17 protein-coding genes are annotated in these 17,119 nt (G+C 69.6%); 6 read left to right on the top strand and 11 right to left on the bottom strand.

What is annotated here, in order from left to right; all coding sequences use genetic code 11:
* Window positions 1-70 precede the first annotated feature (70 nt).
* Entirely contained in the window at window positions 71-1,252 is a 1,182-nt protein-coding gene (locus ACWH49_RS02460) for an MFS transporter (protein ID WP_448170001.1), read from the top strand.
* A 20-nt stretch (window positions 1,253-1,272) separates the two neighbouring features.
* Window positions 1,273-2,580, top strand: coding sequence for a lytic murein transglycosylase (locus ACWH49_RS02455; RefSeq protein WP_448170000.1), 1,308 nt, complete (start codon window positions 1,273-1,275; stop codon window positions 2,578-2,580).
* A 13-nt stretch (window positions 2,581-2,593) separates the two neighbouring features.
* Here the strand turns inward: ACWH49_RS02455 and ACWH49_RS02450 are convergent, their stop codons facing one another.
* On the bottom strand, window positions 2,594-3,226 hold the full coding sequence (locus ACWH49_RS02450) for a retropepsin-like aspartic protease family protein (protein WP_448169999.1): 633 nt from the start codon (window positions 3,224-3,226) through the stop codon (window positions 2,594-2,596).
* A gap of 8 nt (window positions 3,227-3,234) precedes the next feature.
* Window positions 3,235-3,723 (bottom strand): YajQ family cyclic di-GMP-binding protein, encoded by a 489-nt coding sequence (locus tag ACWH49_RS02445; protein WP_448169998.1) that lies wholly within the window; start codon window positions 3,721-3,723, stop codon window positions 3,235-3,237.
* Between the two features lie 29 nt (window positions 3,724-3,752).
* Between ACWH49_RS02445 and murB the strand changes: the two genes are divergently transcribed.
* Window positions 3,753-4,787: a UDP-N-acetylmuramate dehydrogenase gene (gene murB / locus ACWH49_RS02440; protein ID WP_448174292.1), complete on the top strand. Its 1,035-nt coding sequence runs from the start codon at window positions 3,753-3,755 to the stop codon at window positions 4,785-4,787.
* Between the two features lie 18 nt (window positions 4,788-4,805).
* Here murB and ACWH49_RS02435 read toward each other — a convergent pair whose 3' ends face one another.
* The 3 genes from ACWH49_RS02435 to argG all read right to left on the bottom strand — a co-directional run bounded on the left by ACWH49_RS02435 (window position 4,806) and on the right by argG (window position 8,755).
* Complete coding sequence (locus ACWH49_RS02435) at window positions 4,806-6,971, bottom strand: TonB-dependent receptor (protein ID WP_448169997.1); 2,166 nt, start codon at window positions 6,969-6,971, stop codon at window positions 4,806-4,808.
* A gap of 73 nt (window positions 6,972-7,044) precedes the next feature.
* The gene (locus ACWH49_RS02430; protein ID WP_448169996.1) at window positions 7,045-7,374 is read right to left on the bottom strand and encodes a hypothetical protein; all 330 of its coding nucleotides are present in this window, start codon (window positions 7,372-7,374) and stop codon (window positions 7,045-7,047) included.
* A gap of 46 nt (window positions 7,375-7,420) precedes the next feature.
* Window positions 7,421-8,755: an argininosuccinate synthase gene (gene argG, locus ACWH49_RS02425; RefSeq protein ID WP_448169995.1), complete on the bottom strand. Its 1,335-nt coding sequence runs from the start codon at window positions 8,753-8,755 to the stop codon at window positions 7,421-7,423.
* 68 nt (window positions 8,756-8,823) lie between these two features.
* Here argG and ACWH49_RS02420 point away from each other — a divergent pair, with 68 nt between their 5' ends.
* Window positions 8,824-9,387 (top strand): cyclic nucleotide-binding domain-containing protein, encoded by a 564-nt coding sequence (locus tag ACWH49_RS02420; protein WP_448169994.1) that lies wholly within the window; start codon window positions 8,824-8,826, stop codon window positions 9,385-9,387.
* An 11-nt stretch (window positions 9,388-9,398) separates the two neighbouring features.
* On the opposite strand, the gene ACWH49_RS02415 is transcribed toward ACWH49_RS02420, so the two are convergent.
* From ACWH49_RS02415 to ACWH49_RS02395, 5 genes are all read right to left on the bottom strand, one after another.
* Entirely contained in the window at window positions 9,399-10,151 is a 753-nt protein-coding gene (locus ACWH49_RS02415) for an amino acid ABC transporter ATP-binding protein (RefSeq protein ID WP_448169993.1), read from the bottom strand.
* A complete protein-coding gene (locus ACWH49_RS02410; RefSeq protein ID WP_056464381.1) occupies window positions 10,141-10,791 on the bottom strand; it encodes an amino acid ABC transporter permease in 651 nt (216 codons plus the stop codon). Before ACWH49_RS02410 ends, ACWH49_RS02415 begins: the two co-directional genes overlap by 11 nt.
* Window positions 10,792-10,875: 84 nt before the next feature.
* Window positions 10,876-11,532, bottom strand: coding sequence for an amino acid ABC transporter permease (locus ACWH49_RS02405; protein ID WP_448174291.1), 657 nt, complete (start codon window positions 11,530-11,532; stop codon window positions 10,876-10,878).
* A gap of 24 nt (window positions 11,533-11,556) precedes the next feature.
* Window positions 11,557-12,345: a transporter substrate-binding domain-containing protein gene (locus ACWH49_RS02400; protein WP_448169992.1), complete on the bottom strand. Its 789-nt coding sequence runs from the start codon at window positions 12,343-12,345 to the stop codon at window positions 11,557-11,559.
* 73 nt (window positions 12,346-12,418) lie between these two features.
* A complete protein-coding gene (locus ACWH49_RS02395) occupies window positions 12,419-12,976 on the bottom strand; it encodes a 3'-5' exonuclease (RefSeq protein WP_448169991.1) in 558 nt (185 codons plus the stop codon).
* A 167-nt stretch (window positions 12,977-13,143) separates the two neighbouring features.
* Between ACWH49_RS02395 and ACWH49_RS02390 the strand changes: the two genes are divergently transcribed.
* Complete coding sequence (locus tag ACWH49_RS02390) at window positions 13,144-14,865, top strand: long-chain fatty acid--CoA ligase (RefSeq protein WP_448169990.1); 1,722 nt, start codon at window positions 13,144-13,146, stop codon at window positions 14,863-14,865.
* A complete protein-coding gene (locus tag ACWH49_RS02385) occupies window positions 14,862-15,983 on the top strand; it encodes an alpha/beta fold hydrolase (protein WP_448169989.1) in 1,122 nt (373 codons plus the stop codon). The genes ACWH49_RS02390 and ACWH49_RS02385 overlap by 4 nt, the downstream gene beginning before the upstream one ends.
* Here the strand turns inward: ACWH49_RS02385 and ACWH49_RS02380 are convergent.
* Window positions 15,923-17,044, bottom strand: coding sequence for an ornithine cyclodeaminase (locus tag ACWH49_RS02380; protein WP_448169988.1), 1,122 nt, complete (start codon window positions 17,042-17,044; stop codon window positions 15,923-15,925). The two genes, ACWH49_RS02385 and ACWH49_RS02380, sit on opposite strands and share 61 nt — an antisense overlap.
* Between the last annotated feature and the right edge of the window lie 75 nt (window positions 17,045-17,119).

Below are 17,119 nucleotides of genomic sequence, written 5' to 3'. Positions count from 1 at the left end.
TTAGCACGACCGTGCGTTTTTTTCCTGTCCCTGCCGTGACAGTGGCGGGGGCTGCCGATAATCGTCGGGCATGAACCCGCCCAGCTTTCGCGCCACGGTTGTAGCACTGGCGACCGGTCAGCTGGTGTGCTGGGCCGCGCTTTACTACGCCTTTTCCTCGTTCGTGCTGCCGATGCAGCGTGCGTTCGGGTGGAGCAAACCCGAACTGATGGGCGCGTTGACGCTCGGCCTCGCGGTCTGGGGCGGCGCCACCTACGCGGCCGGCGCTGCGATCGACGCCGGCCGCGGCCGGGCGCTGATGACGCTGGGCGCCGTGCTCGCCGGCATCGGCTTCCTGGTCTGGTCGCAGATCCACAGCCTGCCCGCGCTGTACGCGGCCTGGGCCCTGCTCGGCGCGGCGATGGCGATGACGCTGTACGAGCCGGCATTCAACATCCTGACCAAGCGCTTTCCCGAGCGCTACCGCGAGGGCATCACCTCGCTGACGCTGGTCGGCGGCTTCGCGAGCACCCTGTCGTTCCCGGCGGCGGCCTGGCTGATTGCGCACTACGACTGGCGGATCGCGCTGGCGGTGATCGGCGGGGTGCTGCTGCTGCTGATCGCGCCGCTGCACGCGTGGGCGCTGCGCGGCACGCCGGCGCGGGCGGTGCGCGCCGCGGCGCACGACCCGGCCAACGATTCCACGCTGCACGAAGCCTTGCGCGAGCGCTCGTTCTGGCTGCTGACCGTGACCTTCACGCTCTACTCGTTCGCGGCCGCGGCGATGTGGGCGCACATGATGCCGGCGTTCGCCGCCAAGGGCCGCAGCGAGGCGCAGGCGCTGGCGGTCGTCGTCTGGTTCGGCCCGGCGCAGGTCGCGGGACGCTTCGCGTACCTCGGCTTCGGCCGCTGGATCTCGGCGCGCCGGCTCGGGCTGATCGTGCTGGCCGGGCTGCCGGTCTCGCTGGCGATCTTCGCGCTGGCCGACCAGACCGCGGCGCTGCTGGTGTTCGCGTTGCTGTTCGGCGTCGCGAACGGGCTGGTGACGATCGTGCGCGGCAGCCTGGTGCCGGAGTTCTTCGGCCGCGAGCACGTCGGCCGCATCAGCGGCGCGATGACCGGCATCTCGCTGCTCGCTCGCGCCAGCGCGCCGCTGGCCACGGCGTGGCTGCTGCTCGCGCTGCCCGGCTACCGGGAACTGCTGCTCGTGTTGGCCGGCGTCGGCGTCGCGGCCGTCGCGGCCTTTTCGATGGCCCGCAAGCCGGTGGGTTGATGCGGGTCAGAATCGTCGGGATGTCGACTTCACACCGCTCTTTGAAGCGCCGCGCGCGCTGCGCGACCGCGCTGCTCGCCTTCGCGGCCGTGGCCGGCTGCGCTGGCGTCCCGGTCGCCGGCGTCCCGGATCGCCGTGCGCTGCCCGCCGCGCCCGCCGTCGCCGAGGTGGCCGTCGATGGCGCCGTGCGCGATGCGGCTGCGCTCGACCAGCGCTTCGCGCGCTGGATCGAGGACATGCGCGTGCGTGCGCGCGCCGCCGGCATCGACGAGGCCACGCTGCACAACGCGTTCGACGACGTGCGCTACCTGCCGCGCGTCGTCGAACTCGACCGGGCACAGCCCGAATTCACCCGCACCGTCTGGGACTACCTCGACACGGCCGTCTCGCCGCAGCGCGTCGCGCAGGGCCAGCGCCGGCTCGCCGAGCTCGGCCCGGCCGCCGACACGGCGGCCGCGCGCTTCGGCGTGCCGGCCAGCCTGGTCGTCGCGATCTGGGGCATCGAGAGCAACTACGGCGCCAACTTCGGCGACATCCCGACGATCGACGCGCTCGCGACGCTCGGCGTCGACGGCCGCCGCGAGGCCTGGGCGCGCAATGAGCTGCTGGCCGCACTGCGCATCCTGCAAAGCGGCGACATCACGCGCGCACAGATGATCGGCTCGTGGGCCGGCGCGATGGGACAGACGCAGTTCCTGCCATCGGTGTTCCTCGCGCACGCGGTCGATGCCGACGGCGACGGCCGCCGCGATATCTGGGGCAGCATGGCCGACGTGGTGGCCTCGACGGCGGCATTCATCGCCCACTCCGGCTGGCAGGCCGGTCAGCCGTGGGGCACCGAGGTGATCCTGCCCGCGGGCTTCGACCCGGGCCGTGCCGACGGCGTGCTGCGCCTGTCGACTGCACAGTGGGCCACCGAGGGCGTGCGCGCGGCGGACGGCGCACCGCTGCCCGAGGTGCCCGACGCCGCGATCCTGCTGCCGGCCGGCGCGCGCGGGCCGGCCTTCCTGGTCGGGCCCAACTTCCGCGCGATCCTCAAGTACAACAACTCGACCAGCTATGCGCTGGCGGTCGGACTGCTGGCGCAGCGCATCGCCGGCGGGGCGGCCGTGCAGTCCCCATGGCCGCGCGACCTGGCCGCGCTGACCCGCAGCCAGGTCACGGCCCTGCAGGCCGGGTTGAACGAGCGCGGCTTCGCGAGTGGCGCCGCCGACGGACTGATCGGCCCGGCCACTCAAGCGGCGCTGCGCCGCTGGCAGCGCAGCGTCGGTCTGCCGGCCGACGGCTACCCGACGCCCGAGCTGCTGCAGCGCCTGCTCGCGCCGTGAACGCGCCGGCGGCTCAGTAGCGCCGGTTCAGCGTCATCAGGTCGTTCTCGCGCTTCATCTGGAAGCGCGTCAGGAAGCTGTTGCCGAGCAGGATCTGGTCCATGCCGCTTTGCCCGACCAGCGCCTCGACGTTGTAGACCTGGACGTCGCCGATCCGCACCGATGCGAGCATGACCTTGTAGGCCGGCATCGTGCCGTTCGCGGTCTGCGTCATGCCGCGCTCGCCGCGGCGAAAATCGATGCCGAGGCGTTCGGCCTCGGCCGCGCCCATCGAGACGTAGGTCGCGCCGGTGTCGACGACGAAGCGCACCGCCTTGCCGTTGATCGAGCCGTTGGCGAAGAAGTGGCCGCCGCTGCCGGCCGTCAGCACGATCTGCGAGCCGCTGCCTTCGGTCGGCTTGCCGCCGAGGTTGACCTGAGCGCCGCCCAGCGCGAGCTTGACGCGCTTGCCCTGGACCTCGACCACCGCGTCGCCGCCGCTGACGCTCAGCAGCTTGACGCCGTTCACGGTGCTGCCGGCCGCCACGGTGCGCGGCGTGCCGTCGATCACCAGCAGCGCCTTGTCGCCGAGGCTGCCGCTGAGCGAGACCGTCTGTGCGAACGCCGGCAAGGCGACAATCAGCACCGCCGCGGTGAGCGTCCGCATGGGCCCGGCTAGTCGCGGAAGTTGGTGAACGACAGGGGCGCGTCGGCGATCTCCTTGCGGATCAGCGCCATCGCGGCCTGCAGGTCGTCCCGCTTCGCGCCGGTGACGCGCACGACGTCGCCCTGGATCGCGGCCTGCACCTTCATCTTGCTCTGCTTCACGAAGGTCTGGATCTTCTTCGCGGTGTCGCTGTCGATGCCGTTCTTCACGGTGATCAGCTGCTTGACCTTGTCGCCGCCGATCTTCTCGATCTTGGCGCTGCGGTCCAGGAAGCGGATGTCGACGCTGCGCTTGGTGAGCTTGGCGATCAGGATGTCCAGCACCTGGCCGATCTGGAAATCGCTGTCGGCCCAGACCGTCAGCTCCTTCTCCTTCAGCTCGACCTTGGCGGACGAGCCCTTGAAGTCGAAGCGCGTGCCGATTTCCTTGCTGGTCTGGTCGACGGCGTTGCGCACTTCGACGAGATTCGGTTCGAGGACGGTGTCAAAGGAGGGCATGGTGATTTGATGCGAGCTGCCGGGCGGCAATAGAGGAAAATTGTGGCATGCAAATCGAGAGGGGCGTGAGCCTCAAACCCTACAACAGCTTCAGCCTGCCGGCGGTGGCCGGCACGCTCGTGCGGATCGCGAGCGATGCCGACGTGCGCCGGGTCGTCGACGACCCCGTGCTGGGCAGCGCGCCGAAGTTCGTGCTCGGCGGCGGCAGCAACATCATCCTGACCCGGGACATGCCGCAGATCGTGCTGAAGGTCGAGGTGCGCGGCATCCGGCTGGTCGAGGAGCGCGCCGACGCCTGGATCGTCGAGGCCGGCGCCGGCGAGAACTGGCACGACCTGGTCGCACACACGCTCGCGCGCGGCTGGCCCGGGCTGGAGAACCTGGCGCTGATCCCGGGCACGGTCGGCGCCTCGCCGGTGCAGAACATCGGCGCCTACGGCGTCGAGCTGAAGGACCGCTTCGAGTCGCTCGACGCGGTCGATCTGGTCACTGGACGCACGCAGACGCTGTTTGCCGACACCTGTGCCTTCGGCTACCGCGACAGCGTGTTCAAGAACGCGCTCGCGAACCGCACCGTGATCACGCGCGTGCGCTTTCGCCTGCCGCGGCCGTGGCAACCGGTGCTCGGTTACCTCGACATCGAACGCCGGATGGCCGAGACCGGCATCCACGCGCCGAGCGCGCAGCAGGTGTTCGACTGGGTCTGCGCGATCCGGCGCGCCAAGCTGCCCGATCCGGCGGTGATCGGCAACGCGGGCAGCTTCTTCAAGAACCCGATCGTCACCCCCGAGCAGTGCCGCGACATCATCGGCCGCGACCCGGAGATCGTGCACTACCCGCTGCCCGACGGCAGCATCAAGCTCGCCGCCGGCTGGATGATCGACGCCTGCGGCTGGAAGGGCAAGCACGTCGGCCAGGCGGCCGTCTACGAGAAGCAGGCGCTCGTGCTGGTGAACCGCGGCGGCGCGATCGGCTCCGAGGTGATGCTGCTGGCCGGCGCGATCCAGGAAAGCGTGTACGGCCGGTTCGGCATCCGGCTGGAACCGGAGCCGCTGGTGGTGTGATGCCGCTCGCGGCCGACCTCAGAACGTGAACGGCTTGCTCAGCGCCACGTAGAGCGTTCGCCGTGGCGCGTACTGCGGCGCGCCGACGCCGATGCCGCTGCCGTCGCGCAGCTGGTAGCTGCGGTCGAAGAGGTTCAGCGCCGTCAGCCGCAGGTCGAATTTTCCGAAGGCGTCGGTGCGGAACGTGCGCGCCAGCGACGCGTTCACCTGCACGTAGCTTGGCAGGTGTTCGTTGTTCGCGAAGCCGCGCCGCAGGCCGCTGCCGTAGAGTACGTCGGCGCCGACCGTCGTCGCGTCGCCGACGCGGTACGACGCGCCGGCCGAGGCCGCGATCTTCTGCTCGTGGTCCAGGTGCACCCAGTGGTTCTGGATGTAGCCCAGCTCGTCGGCGTCGAAGTTGAACTGGCCGGTCTCGATGCCGCGGCCGCGCGCCGCGCTGAGGCTCAGGTTCGCGTAGGCCGACAGTCGTTCGTCCTTGTACGAGCCGGAAAACTCGATGCCGTAGATGCGGCCGCGCTCGAAGTTGAAGGCCGAGTAGATCAGCGCGTTGCCGAACTGGCCTTCGTCCTGCAGGTGGCGCACGTCGCGGTAGTAGGCGTCGGCGCCGAGTGTGATCTGCGGCGTCAGCTGGTGCGAGACGCCGAGCGCGAAGTAGTTCGAGCGCTCCGAGCGCACGGCGGTGTTCGCATCCGACGGCAGCGCGTTCGTGGTGTTCAGGAACCTCTGCACCGAGGTGGTGTCGATCTTCTCGGTCGGCGGCGGCGTGAAGTAGCGGGCGTAGCCGGCGTGCACGCGGGTGTCGTCACCGAGCTGGTAGACCACGCCGACGCGCGGGCTCCATTGCGATTCGGCGACGACCGTGTCGACCTTGTCGTAGCGCACGCCGTAGTTGACCGTCAGCGCCTTGGTGGGCTGCCACTCGTCCTGCAGGTAGACGCCGAACAGGTGGCCGGTCAGGCGGCTGTCGTCCTGGATCGTCAGCGGTTGGTCGCTGGTGGCGTTGCCGTCGGCGTCCGCGGGGAAGACGGTCGATGCGTTGGTCACGGAGCCGCGTTCGCGCTGTGCGAACAGGCCCGCGCGCAGCGTGTGCTGCGGGTTCAGCACGCGGCTCGCATCGAGTTGCAGGCCGCTCGCCACGTTGCGCCGCACCACGTCGGCGGCCACACCGTTGTAGGTGAGGTCGCCGATCGGGTCGGGCTGGTAGTGCAGGCTGGTGCTGCGGTTGAACAGCGAGAGCTGGTAGTCGGTGCCGTCGCCGAGGCTGGACTGGAACGTCAGCACCTGGAAGTCGTTGCGCTCGCGCTGGTTGGCATCGAGGTCGCGCGATTCCGGTGCTGCGGCGCCTGCCAGGCTGTACGCCGGCGTCTCGCCCGGCACGTTCGGAATCTGGAAGCGGCTTTGTGCGGTGCCGAGCATCAGGCTCAGGCGGCTGCTTTCGCCGAGCAGGTAGCTCAGGTACGCGAAGCCCTTGGTCTGGCGGGTGTCGTCGTGGATCGCGTTCTTCGCCGGCGTCGGGTTCTCGATGCCGATCTCGTTCTGCAGCGACGATCCGGTGACGAAGTACTGCAGGTTGCCGGCGGTGCCGCCGATCTCGGCGCTCGCCTCGCGGTGACCGCGGCTCCCGAGCACCAAGTCGATGCTGCCGGCATTGGCGAGATCGGCTCCCTTGGTCCGGATGTCGACCACGCCGGCGGTGCGGTAGCCGTACTGCGCCGGCAGCGCGCCGGTCAGCACGTTGACGTTGTCGGCGAAGCGCGTGTCCAGCGTCTGGCCGAAGCCGCTGATCGACTCGGGAATCACGACGCCGTTGACGCGGTACTGCAGGTTGCCGTGGTCGCCGCGCACGTGCAACTGGCCGTACGAGTCGCCCACGACGCCGGGCGCGCGCAGCAGCACCTGGTTCAGCGGCGTGGCGTCGCCCAGCGGCAGGCGGCCGATGTCGGCCTGGTCGAAGCGGTAGATCGTGCTGCCGGTCTCGGGCGAAAGCGAGCTGCGCGCCTCGTCGAGGCGCTGGCGCGTGCCCTTGACCTCGACCCGGTCGAGTCGGGCGGCGGGTGGGGCGGCACTGGCGGCGGTGGCAGGCGCGGGCGGGGCGGCTTGCGCCAGTTGCTGGTCGGCGGCGTGCGCGGACGCACCGGCGAACGCGAGCGCGCACGCGCCCGCCAGGGGGGACATCTTGAACATGCTGGTCCTGAATCTGAAAGCGGAACGGACGCAGGCCGGAGCGCATCTGCTCCGGCAGCGGCAACGAAGGGCTTCAGGTCAGGACAGGGGGCGCGCGCGAGCGAAAGGCCAGGCGCAGGGGTGCGGGCGACACCGCGTCGCTCGCCACGCCGGGCAGCGCGGGCTGCGCGCCCGCGAGCGGCAGCGTGACGCCAGCGCTCGTGGCGCCGGCGCCGAGCGCGCCGAGCGTCAGGCACTCGTCGCAATGGTGGCCGGGTGGCGCGCCCTTGCCGGCCTTGGCCTGCGTGGCCTCGACCGCGTGCGAGAGCCAATGCAGTGCGGCTGTCTGCTGCGCGAACAGGAAGGCCAGCGCCAGCAGCCCGCGCGCAGCGAGTTGCTTGAACGAGAGGCCGTTGGCACGCATCTCCGGATTGTGCTGCGGCAATGTGACAGCGTCGGGTTGTCGGGAATCAGCCGCCGCTCTTGCCCAGTCGCAGCAGGTCCGCCGCGCCGCCGGCGGCGAGCAGGCCGGTGCCGGCGTAGATGCCGAGCTTCTCGCGGGTGTCGGCGATGTCGAGGTTGCGCATCGTCAGCTGGCCGATCCGGTCCTGGGGCGAGAATGCGCCTTCGACCTTTTCCATGCTGAGCCGCTCGGGCTGGTAGGTGAGGTTGGGCGACTCGGTGTTCAGCAGCGAGTAGTCGTTGCCGCGGCGCAGTTCGAGCGTCACCTCGCCGGTGACCGCGCTGGCGATCCAGCGCTGCGCGGTCTCGCGCAGCATGATCGCCTGCGGGTCGAACCAGCGGCCCTGGTAGAGCAGCCGGCCGAGCTTCAGGCCGTTCATGCGGTACTGCTCGATCGTGTCCTCGTTGTGGATGCCGGTCACGAGGCGTTCGTAGGCGATGAACAGCAGCGCCAGCCCCGGCGCCTCGTAGATGCCGCGGCTCTTGGCCTCGATGATGCGGTTCTCGATCTGGTCGCTCATGCCCAGGCCGTGGCGGCCGCCGATGCGGTTGGCCTCGAGGATCAGCTCGACGGCGCTCGCGAAGGTCTTGCCGTTCAGCGCGACCGGCACGCCCTCCTCGAAGCGCACGCTGACCTCTTCGCGCTTGACTTCCACATCGTCGCGCCAGAAGGCCACGCCCATGATCGGGTTGACGATCTTGATGCCGCTGGAAAGAAACTCGAGGTCCTTGGCCTCGTGGGTGGCGCCGAGCATGTTCGAGTCGGTCGAGTAGGCCTTCTCGGCCGACATCTTGTACTTGAAGCCGGCCGCGCTCATGAACGCCGACATCTCGGCGCGCCCGCCCAGCTCGTCGATGAAGAGCTGGTCGAGCCACGGCTTGTAGATCTTCAGGCCCGGGTTGGCGAGCAGCCCGTAGCGGTAGAAGCGCTCGATGTCGTTGCCCTTGTAGGTGCTGCCGTCGCCCCAGATGTTGACATCGTCGTCCTTCATCGCCGCGACCAGCATCGTGCCGGTGACGGCGCGGCCCAGCGGCGTGGTGTTGAAGTAGGTCAGCCCGCCGGTCGAGATGTGGAACGCGCCGCTCTGCAACGCGGCGATGCCCTCGGCCACGAGCTGCGCGCGGCAGTCGATCAGCCGCGCGGACTGCGCGCCGTACTCCATCGCCTTGCGCGGGATCTCGTCGTAATCGGCCTCGTCGGGCTGGCCGAGGTTGGCGGTGTAGGCGTACGGGATCGCACCCTTGTTGCGCATCCAGTGCAGCGCGGCGCTGGTGTCCAGCCCCCCGGAGAACGCGATGCCGACCTTCTGGCCGACGGGGAGGTGCTGGAGGATGGTGGCCATGGAGCGCTTGGTGGTCTGGAAGAGGGCGTGATTTTAGGTGCAAGCCCGAGGGTGATAAGGTCCGGCGCGTGCAAGCCCTCAACCATCGCCCGCTGTCCGAGGTGCCCGCGCTCGCCGAGCGCGCGGCCGATCTGCTGCGCACGCCCGGTGCGCTGCTCAACCTGACGCCTCCCGAGGCCGCGAGTCTGGTCACGCAGATGCGCCTGGTGCACTTCGGTCCCGGCGTCACGCTGTTCCGCGAGGGCGACGACGTGCGGCTCGACCATCTGCTGCTGGTCCTCGAGGGCGAGGTGTCGATCGAGGTCGGCATCGGCGGCAGCATGATTCCGGTCGCGATCTCGGTGGTCGGCCCGGGCAGCGTGATCGGCGAGATGGCGCTGCTCGACGGCTCGCCGCGCTCGGCGAGCTGCACGACGATTTCTGCGGTGCAGGCGGCCGCGCTGTCGCGGCAGGGTCTGGAAAAGCTCGTCGACCAGCAGCCGCGGGTCGCCGCCAAGCTGCTGATCGGCCTGGGCTCGCGCACCGGCGAGCGCTTGCGCGCACTGGGCGAGCAGTTGCAGATGTACGCCGGCGTGGTCGAGCAGCAGCAACAGCAGATCGACCGGCTCAAGGCCGGACGCGCGGCCAGCTGAGCGTTGCCGCGTCAGTCGTGGATCGACGACAGGAACTGCTTCAGCTCCGGCGTCTGCGGCGCGCCGAAGATCTCCTCCGGCGGGCCGATCTCGTGAATGCGGCCGGCGTGCATGAAAACCAGCCGGTCCGACACCTTGCGCGCGAAGCTCATCTCGTGCGTGACCATCAGCAGCGTCATGCCGTCGTCGGCCAATGACTCGACGACGCGCAGCACCTCGCCGACCAGTTCCGGGTCGAGGGCCGAGGTGATCTCGTCGCACAGCAGCACCGCCGGCTCCATCGCCAGCGCGCGCGCGATCGCCACGCGTTGCTGCTGGCCGCCGGAGAGCTGATCCGGCTGGGCGTCGAACTTCTCGGCCAGTCCGACGCGGGCGAGCAGCTTCTTCGCCTGCTCGATGGCGGCGTCGGCGTGCTTCTTCTTGACCAGCGTCGGCGCCAGCATCACATTGCGGCCCACGCTCAGGTGCGGGAACAGGTTGAAGCCCTGGAAGATCATGCCCACGTGCTGGCGCAGCGTGCGCATCGCGTTGGCGTTGCCGTGCAGCAGCGGGTTGCCGTCGACGCTGAGCGAGCCCTCGTTGAAGACCTCGAGCCCGTTGATGCAGCGCAGCAGCGTGCTCTTGCCCGAGCCGCTCTTGCCGATGATGGCGATCACCTCGCCGCGCTTGACCGACAGGTCGATGCCCTTCAGTACCTCGTTGGTGCCGAAGCGCTTCTTGAGGCCCTTGATCTCGACGATTCCTGACGATGCTTCAACGACCACGATGCAGCTTCCTCTCCAACGATTTGCTCCAGGCGGAGATCGGGTAACACAGCGCGAAGTACATCAGCGCGAGACAGGCGTAGACGGTGAACGGGCGGAACGTGGCGTTGGTGATCATCGTGCCGGCCTTGGTCAGCTCGACGAAGCCGATCACCGACGCGAGCGCCGTCCCCTTGATCACCTGCACCAGGAAGCCCACCGTCGGCGGCACCGCGACACGCAGCGCCTGCGGGCCGATCACGTAGCGCAGCTGCTCGCGCAGGCTCAGCGCGAGCGCCGCCGACGCCTCCCACTGGCCTTTGTGCACGGCCGCCACGCAGCCGCGCCAGATTTCGGTCAGGAACGCGCTGGTGTAGAGCGTCAGCGCCAGCGCCGCCGCGACCCACGGCGACACGTTGATGCCGAACAGCGCCAGGCCGAAGTACGCGAGGAACAGCTGCATCAGCAGCGGCGTGCCCTGGAACAGCTGCACGTAGCCGCCGACCAGCCGCTCGGCGCCACGCAGTTTCGCGATGCGCGCGATCAGCAGCGCCAGCCCGACCAGCCCGCCGCCGACGAATGCGATCAGCGACAGCAGCACCGTCCAGCGCGCCGCCAGCAGCAGGTTGCGAAAGATGTCCCAGATCGAGAAGTCGACCATGTCAACGCCCGCCCGGCCGCCCGAAGGGCGTTGAGCGCCCCCGCGGGGGGCAGTGAACGAAGTGAACGTGGGGGTGGTCCACTTCTACTTCCCGAAGATGAACCGGGGCCCGGCCCAGTTCAACAGGCGCCGCAGCGCCATCGACAGCGCCAGGTAGACCAGCGTCGCGATGATGAACGCCTCGAACGCGCGGAAGTTGTTCGACTGAATCAGGTTCGCCGCGTACGACAGCTCGGGCGTCGAGATCTGCCCGCAGACCGCCGAGCCGAGCATCACGATGATGATCTGGCTCACCAGCGCCGGCCAGACCCGCTTCAGCGACGGCGGCAGCACGACCCGCGTGAAGACCTGCATCTCGCTCAGCGCCAGGCTCTGCGCGGCCTCGATCTGGCCTTTCGGCGTGGTCGCGATGCCGGCGCGCACGATCTCGGCCGCGTACGCGCCGAGGTTCACGACCATCGCCAGCACCGAGGCCAGTTCAGGCGAGAGCTTGATGCCCGCGCCCGGCAGCCCGAAGATCAGGAAGAACAGCTGGACGATGAACGGCGTGTTGCGGATCAGCTCGACGTAGGCGCCGACGACCGCCTTCAGCCACCCCGGCCCGTGCAGCCGCGCCCAGGCGCAGGCCACGCCGAGCGTAACGCCGATCGTCGCCGACACGGCCGTGAGGCCGAGCGTCCACAGCACGCCGCGGGCGAGCAGACGCCATTCGGCGAGGACCGCCAGGAAGTCGAAGGTGATCACGGGTGCGCCGGCGTCAGCGCGTCAGGAGGGCAGGTCCCCCAGCGGTCGGCCCAGCCACTTCAGCGCCATCTTGTTCAGCTCGCCCGAGGCCTTGGCCGCGGCGATGATCTCGTTGACCTTGGCCTTGAGCTTGTCCTCGCCCTTGGCCACGCCGATGAAGTTCGGCGAATCCTTCAGCAGCAGCTTGTACTCGGTGCTGACCTGCGGGTTCTTGGCCATGAAATTGCCGGCCACCGACGCGCCGACGCCCATCAGCTGCACCTGGCCGGCGGCGTAGGCCGAGACGGTGCCGTTCATGTCCTCGAAGCGCTTGATGTCGACGCCGGGCGGTGCGATCTTGCCGACTTCCTGGTCCTCCATCGCGCCGCGGGTCACGCCGATCGTCTTGCCGGCCAGATCGGCCGGCGTCTTCACGACCACGTTCTTCGGCCCGAAGATGGCCTGGAAGAATGGCGAGTACGCGGCGGTGAAGTCGATCACCTTCTCGCGCTCGGCGTTCTTGCCGAGCGTCGAGATCACCAGGTCGGCCTTCTTCGTCTGCAGGTAGGGGATGCGGTTGGCGCTGGTCACCGGCACGAGCTCGACCTTGACGCCGAGCTTGGCGGCGATCAGCTCGGCCATGTCGACGTCCAGCCCCTGCGGATTCAGGTCGGTGCCGACGAAGCCGTACGGCGCCGCGTCGGTCGGGATCGCGATCAGGATCAGCTTCTTGGCCATCACGTCGTCGAGCGCGGTCTGCGCGAACGCGGACGCGAGGGCCGCGGACAGCGCGAGCGCGACGGCGCCCTTCAGGAAGGTACGGTGTTGCATGCGAGAGTCTCCACGTCGAACAGGGTTCGACAAGAGGTAGCAAGCCCCGTGCCGGCGGGCTTCCTGCGGGTGCTCAGGCGCGGGCAGGCCCCTTCGGCCGCGGCGTCAGCGGCTCGCGCAGCCGCATCAGTGTGCGCTGCAGGATCTTGGCGTCCGAGCTGGCGCGGTGGCGCTGCAGCCGCATCTCGGTGGTGATCTGCTTCTTCACGACGTTCCAGAACGCGGCTTCCTTGTCGGTCAGCAGCGCGCGCAGGTTGTCGAGCTTGAAGGTCGGCGCCATGCCGGCGGCGTCGAACAGCACGTTGAGCCAGACGTAGTCGTGCGCCCAGCCGTCGCAGTAGAGCGTGAGGCCGCGCAGGCGTTCGTTGAGCTGCGTGGCCACCTCCGTGACCTCGCGGCCGTGGCGCATCACGATCTCCTTCGTGATGTGATGGACGCGCTCCGCGTCCGGATCCCAGTGGGTCCAGGTGGGCGCGGGACGGATCAGGCTGCAGTAGCTCTGGCCGTCGGCCAGCACGAAGCCGACTTCCACCGGGTAGCTGTCGCGGCCGAAGCCCGAGGCCTCGATGTCGAGCACCGCAGGCGCGGTGTCGGCGACGTCGGGTGCGGGGAGGGGCGTGCTGCCGGGCATGCGCAGAGCATAGGCGCGCGGTGTGGATGCGGCCCGTGAACAAACACTGCTTAGCGGGCTTTACTCCGGGGATGGCGCACATCGGGTTCACGCGCTAGGAGCCCTCCGCGGGCTGCGCTATACCGTCGGTCTGCCCGACCCAGCCCTTTTGCCCGTGGAGCCCCCCCGTGAAGCCGACCGCAGTAACCGATACCGACCGTCCCCACCACAAGATCTGGCCCAAGCGCCTGCCGCGCGAACTGGCCATCCCCGAGACCACGCTGTGGTTCAACCTCGAGGTGGCGGCGACCCGGTTCCCCAACAAGCCGGCCTACCTGTTCATGGGCCGGCCGCTGAGCTTCGGCGAGCTCAAGCGCCAGGCCGAGGCGATCGCCGGCTGGCTGCAGCAGGTCGGCGTGCAGGCCGGCGAGCGCGTCGCGATCTTCATGCAGAACTGCCCGCAGTACGCGGCGGCCTACTACGGCATCCTGCGCGCCAACGCGGTGGTCGTGCCGGTCAACCCGATGAACCGGGCCGAGGAATTCAAGCACTTCATCACCGACCCGCAGACGCGCGTCGTGATCTGCACCGCCGACCTCGCCGGCATCGTCGCCAGCGCGAACGCCGCGGTGCCCGAGGCGCAGCGCGTGGCCCAGGTGCTGGTCACCCGCTTCACCGACGCGATGCCGACCGGTCCGCTGGACCCGGCCGACGTGCCGCCGCCCGCCATGGAGGCCTGGCTGCGCAGCGACCCCGAGCTGCCGGCCGGCTGCACCCGCTGGACCGATGCGCTCGCGCTGCAGCTCGCGCCCGGTCCGCTGACGGCGCAGCCCGACGACCTGGCGCTGCTGCCCTACACCTCGGGCACCACCGGGCTGCCGAAAGGCTGCATGCACACCCACCGCACGCTGATGGCCAACTCGGTCGGCGGCGGGCAGTGGGGCCATTCGAGCCCGGAGACCATGAGCCTCGCGGTCGTGCCGATGTTCCACATCACCGGGATGATGTACGGCGTCGTCGGCAACATCTACACCGCCAGCACCAGCGTGATCCTGCCGCGCTGGGACCGCGAACTCGCCGGCCGGCTGATCTCGAAATACAAGGTCACGCACTGGACCTGCATCCCGACGATGATCATCGACCTGTTCGGCAGCCCGAACTACAAGAGCTTCGACCTGACCAGCCTGACCTACCTCAGCGGCGGCGGCGCGGCGATGCCGCAGGCCGTGGCGCAGCGGCTGCTCGACGAGTTCGACCTCACGTTCGCCGAAGGCTACGGCCTGACCGAGACCGCCGCGCCGACCCACGCCAACCCGCCCGAGCGCGCCAAGCTGCAATGCCTGGGCCTCCCGATCTTCGGCGTCGACTCGCGCGTGATCGACCCGCTGACGCTGAAGGAATTGCCGCCCGGCGAGGTCGGCGAGATCGTCAGCCGCGGGCCGATGGTGTTCAAGGGCTACTGGGGCCACCCCGAGGCGACGAAGGACGCGTTCATCGAGGTCGACGGCCACACCTTCTTCCGCACCGGCGACCTCGGCCGCATGGACGAGGAAGGCTACTTCTTCATGACCGACCGCCTGAAGCGGATGATCAACGCCAGCGGCTACAAGATCTGGCCGGCCGAGGTCGAGATGCTGCTCTACAAGCATCCGGCGGTGCAGGAGGCCTGCATCATCTCGGCCCGCGACGCCTACCGCGGCGAGACCGTCAAGGCCGTCGTCGTGCTGCGCGCCGAGGCGAAGGGCAAGACCACGCCCGACGACATCACGAATTGGGCGCGCGAGAACATGGCCGCCTACAAGGTGCCGAAGCTCGTCCAGTTTGTCGACGCGCTGCCCAAGTCCGGTTCGGGCAAGGTGATGTGGCGGCTGCTGCAGGACCAGGAGGCCGAGGGCGCGTCGGCGCCATGACCGATCGCCCGCCGCCACTGAAGCTGCCCGAGGGCATTCGCTCGCGCCACGTCGACAACCGTCACGGGCTGAACGTTCACTTCCTCGAAGCCGGCTTCGAGGGGAGCGGTCGGCCCGTGCTGTTGCTGCTGCACGGCTTCCCGGAACTGGCGTACAGCTGGCGCAAGGTGATGCTGCCGCTGGCGCAGGCCGGCTTCCATGTGATCGCGCCCGACCAGCGCGGCTACGGCCGCACGACCGGCTGGGACGCGCGCTACGACGGCGACCTGACGTCGTTCCGCCTGACGAATCTGGCGACGGACCAGCTCGGGCTGCTGGCTGCACTCGGCGTGCCCTCGGTCGCCGCCGTGATCGGGCACGACTTCGGTTCGCCGGTCGCCGCGTGCTGCGCGCTCGCCCGGCCGGACGTGTTCCGCGCGGTGGCCTTGATGAGCGCGCCGTTCGCCGGGCCGCCGGCGCTGGCGGCCGCGGCCGGGCCGGCGTTCGATCTGCGCGCCGAGCTGGCGCGCTTGCCGCGCCCGCGCCAGCACTACCAGTGGTACTACTCGACCCGCGGCGCGGAAGCCGACATGCTGCACGCGCCGCAGGGCCTGCACGCCTTCCTGCGCGCCTACTACCACCACAAGAGCGCCGACTGGCCCGGCAACCGGCCGTTCCGGCTCGCCGCGCCCACCGCCGACGAGTTCGCCAAGCTGCCCGACTACTACGTGATGGACCTGGGCCGGGGGATGGCCCAGACCGTCGCGCCGCAGATGCCGACGCCGGCGCAGATCGCCGCGTGCACCTGGCTGCCGGAGGGCGAGCTCGCGGTCTACACCGCCGAGTTCGCCCGCACCGGGCTGCAAGGCGGACTGCAGTGGTATCGGTGCGCGACGGAGGGCGTCAACGCCGACCTGCAGCTGTTCGCAGGCCGCACGATCGCCGTGCCGTCCTGTTTCATCGCCGGCCGCGCCGACTGGGGTGCGTGGCAATCGCCCGGCGCGCTCGAGGCGATGCAGGAGCGCGTGTGCACGCAGCTGCGGGGCGTCCACTGGATCGACGGCGCCGGGCACTGGGTTCAGCAGGAGCAGCCCGAGGCGGTCTCGGCCACGCTGTCGACGTTCCTGCGGACGCTCTGAATGCCCAGCGCCGCCAGGGCCTCGCTCGACGCGGGGATGGTCGCGGCCGCGCCGAGGCGACCGAACAGGTCTTTCGGGTGGCGGCCCGGCGGCACGAGGGCCACGTCCTCGCCAATGCCGCGCGCCAGCGCCGCCGTGTGCACGTAGCGCAGCGCCGAGTAGTCCTCGAGCGCGAAGCCGACCGAGTCGAACACCGTCACCTGCCGCGCGTGCTGGCGGCCGGGGGCCAACCCGCCCAACACGCGCCACAGCTCGGTCACCGGGAAGTCCGCCGGCAGCTGCTGGATGTCGCCCTCGATGCGGGTTTGCGGTTCGTACTCGACGATCACGCGCGCACCGCGCAGCACGTCGGCATGCAGCTCGGTCTTGCCGGGGCAATCGCCGCCGACCGCGTTGATGTGCATGCCGGGTTCGATCATCGCGGGCGTCACGATGGTGGCGCGGGTCTTGTCGGCGGTGACGGTGGTGACGATATCGGCGCCACGCACAGCCGCTGCGGTCGAGGCGGCGCACGTCACGCGCAGCGCGGGGTAGCCCGCGAGGTTGCGGATCAGCTTGGTCGTAGCGGCCGGGTCGACATCGAACGCGCGGATGTCGGTGATGCCCAGCAGCGTGTGGAACGCGAGCGCCTGGAACTCGCCCTGCGCGCCGTTGCCGATCAGCGCCATCGTCCGCGAATCCGGCCGCGCGAGCCGCTGGGCGACCAGTGCCGAGGTGGCGGCGGTGCGCAGCGCGGTCGTCAGCGTCAGCTCGGACAGCAGCAGCGGGTAACCGGTCTCGACTTCGGCGAGCACGCCGAAGGCCATCACCGTGAACAGGCCGCGCGCGGTGTTCTTGGGGTGGCCGTTGACGTACTTGAACGCAAAGCGCTGCGTGTCGCCAACCGGCATCAGCTCGATCACGCCGAGCGCCGAGTGGCTGGCCAGCCGTGCCGACTTGTCGAACTCGTGCCAGCGCAGGTAGTCCGCCTCGATCGCGTCGGCCAGGTCGGTGATGAAGCGCGGCACGCCGACTTGCTGGACGAGCCGGGTCATGGCGGGCACATCGATGAATCGCGTCATGGGTCTCTCCGGTTGGAGAGCATCTTCGCGGGCTTCGCGGCCAACAAAAAGGCAGCAGACCGATCGTTATGATGC

This window comes from Rhizobacter fulvus, from assembly GCF_964020785.1.
This window is presented reverse-complemented; position numbering and strand designations above follow the sequence as displayed.

Bases quoted from the DNA above. Each gene is read 5' to 3' on its own strand.
- ACWH49_RS02445 (WP_448169998.1), bottom strand. From the start codon at position 3,723: ATGCCCTCCTTTGACACCGTCCTCGAACCGAATCTCGTCGAAGTGCGC.
- ACWH49_RS02400 (WP_448169992.1), bottom strand. From the start codon at position 12,345: ATGCAACACCGTACCTTCCTGAAGGGCGCCGTCGCGCTCGCGCTGTCC.
- ACWH49_RS02430 (WP_448169996.1), bottom strand. From the start codon at position 7,374: ATGCGTGCCAACGGCCTCTCGTTCAAGCAACTCGCTGCGCGCGGGCTG.
- argG (WP_448169995.1), bottom strand. From the start codon at position 8,755: ATGGCCACCATCCTCCAGCACCTCCCCGTCGGCCAGAAGGTCGGCATC.
- ACWH49_RS02395 (WP_448169991.1), bottom strand. From the start codon at position 12,976: ATGCCCGGCAGCACGCCCCTCCCCGCACCCGACGTCGCCGACACCGCG.
- ACWH49_RS02460 (WP_448170001.1), top strand. From the start codon at position 71: ATGAACCCGCCCAGCTTTCGCGCCACGGTTGTAGCACTGGCGACCGGT.
- ACWH49_RS02385 (WP_448169989.1), top strand. From the start codon at position 14,862: ATGACCGATCGCCCGCCGCCACTGAAGCTGCCCGAGGGCATTCGCTCG.
- ACWH49_RS02410 (WP_056464381.1), bottom strand. From the start codon at position 10,791: ATGGTCGACTTCTCGATCTGGGACATCTTTCGCAACCTGCTGCTGGCG.
- ACWH49_RS02455 (WP_448170000.1), top strand. From the start codon at position 1,273: ATGTCGACTTCACACCGCTCTTTGAAGCGCCGCGCGCGCTGCGCGACC.
- ACWH49_RS02380 (WP_448169988.1), bottom strand. From the start codon at position 17,044: ATGACGCGATTCATCGATGTGCCCGCCATGACCCGGCTCGTCCAGCAA.
- ACWH49_RS02450 (WP_448169999.1), bottom strand. From the start codon at position 3,226: ATGCGGACGCTCACCGCGGCGGTGCTGATTGTCGCCTTGCCGGCGTTC.
- ACWH49_RS02435 (WP_448169997.1), bottom strand. From the start codon at position 6,971: ATGTTCAAGATGTCCCCCCTGGCGGGCGCGTGCGCGCTCGCGTTCGCC.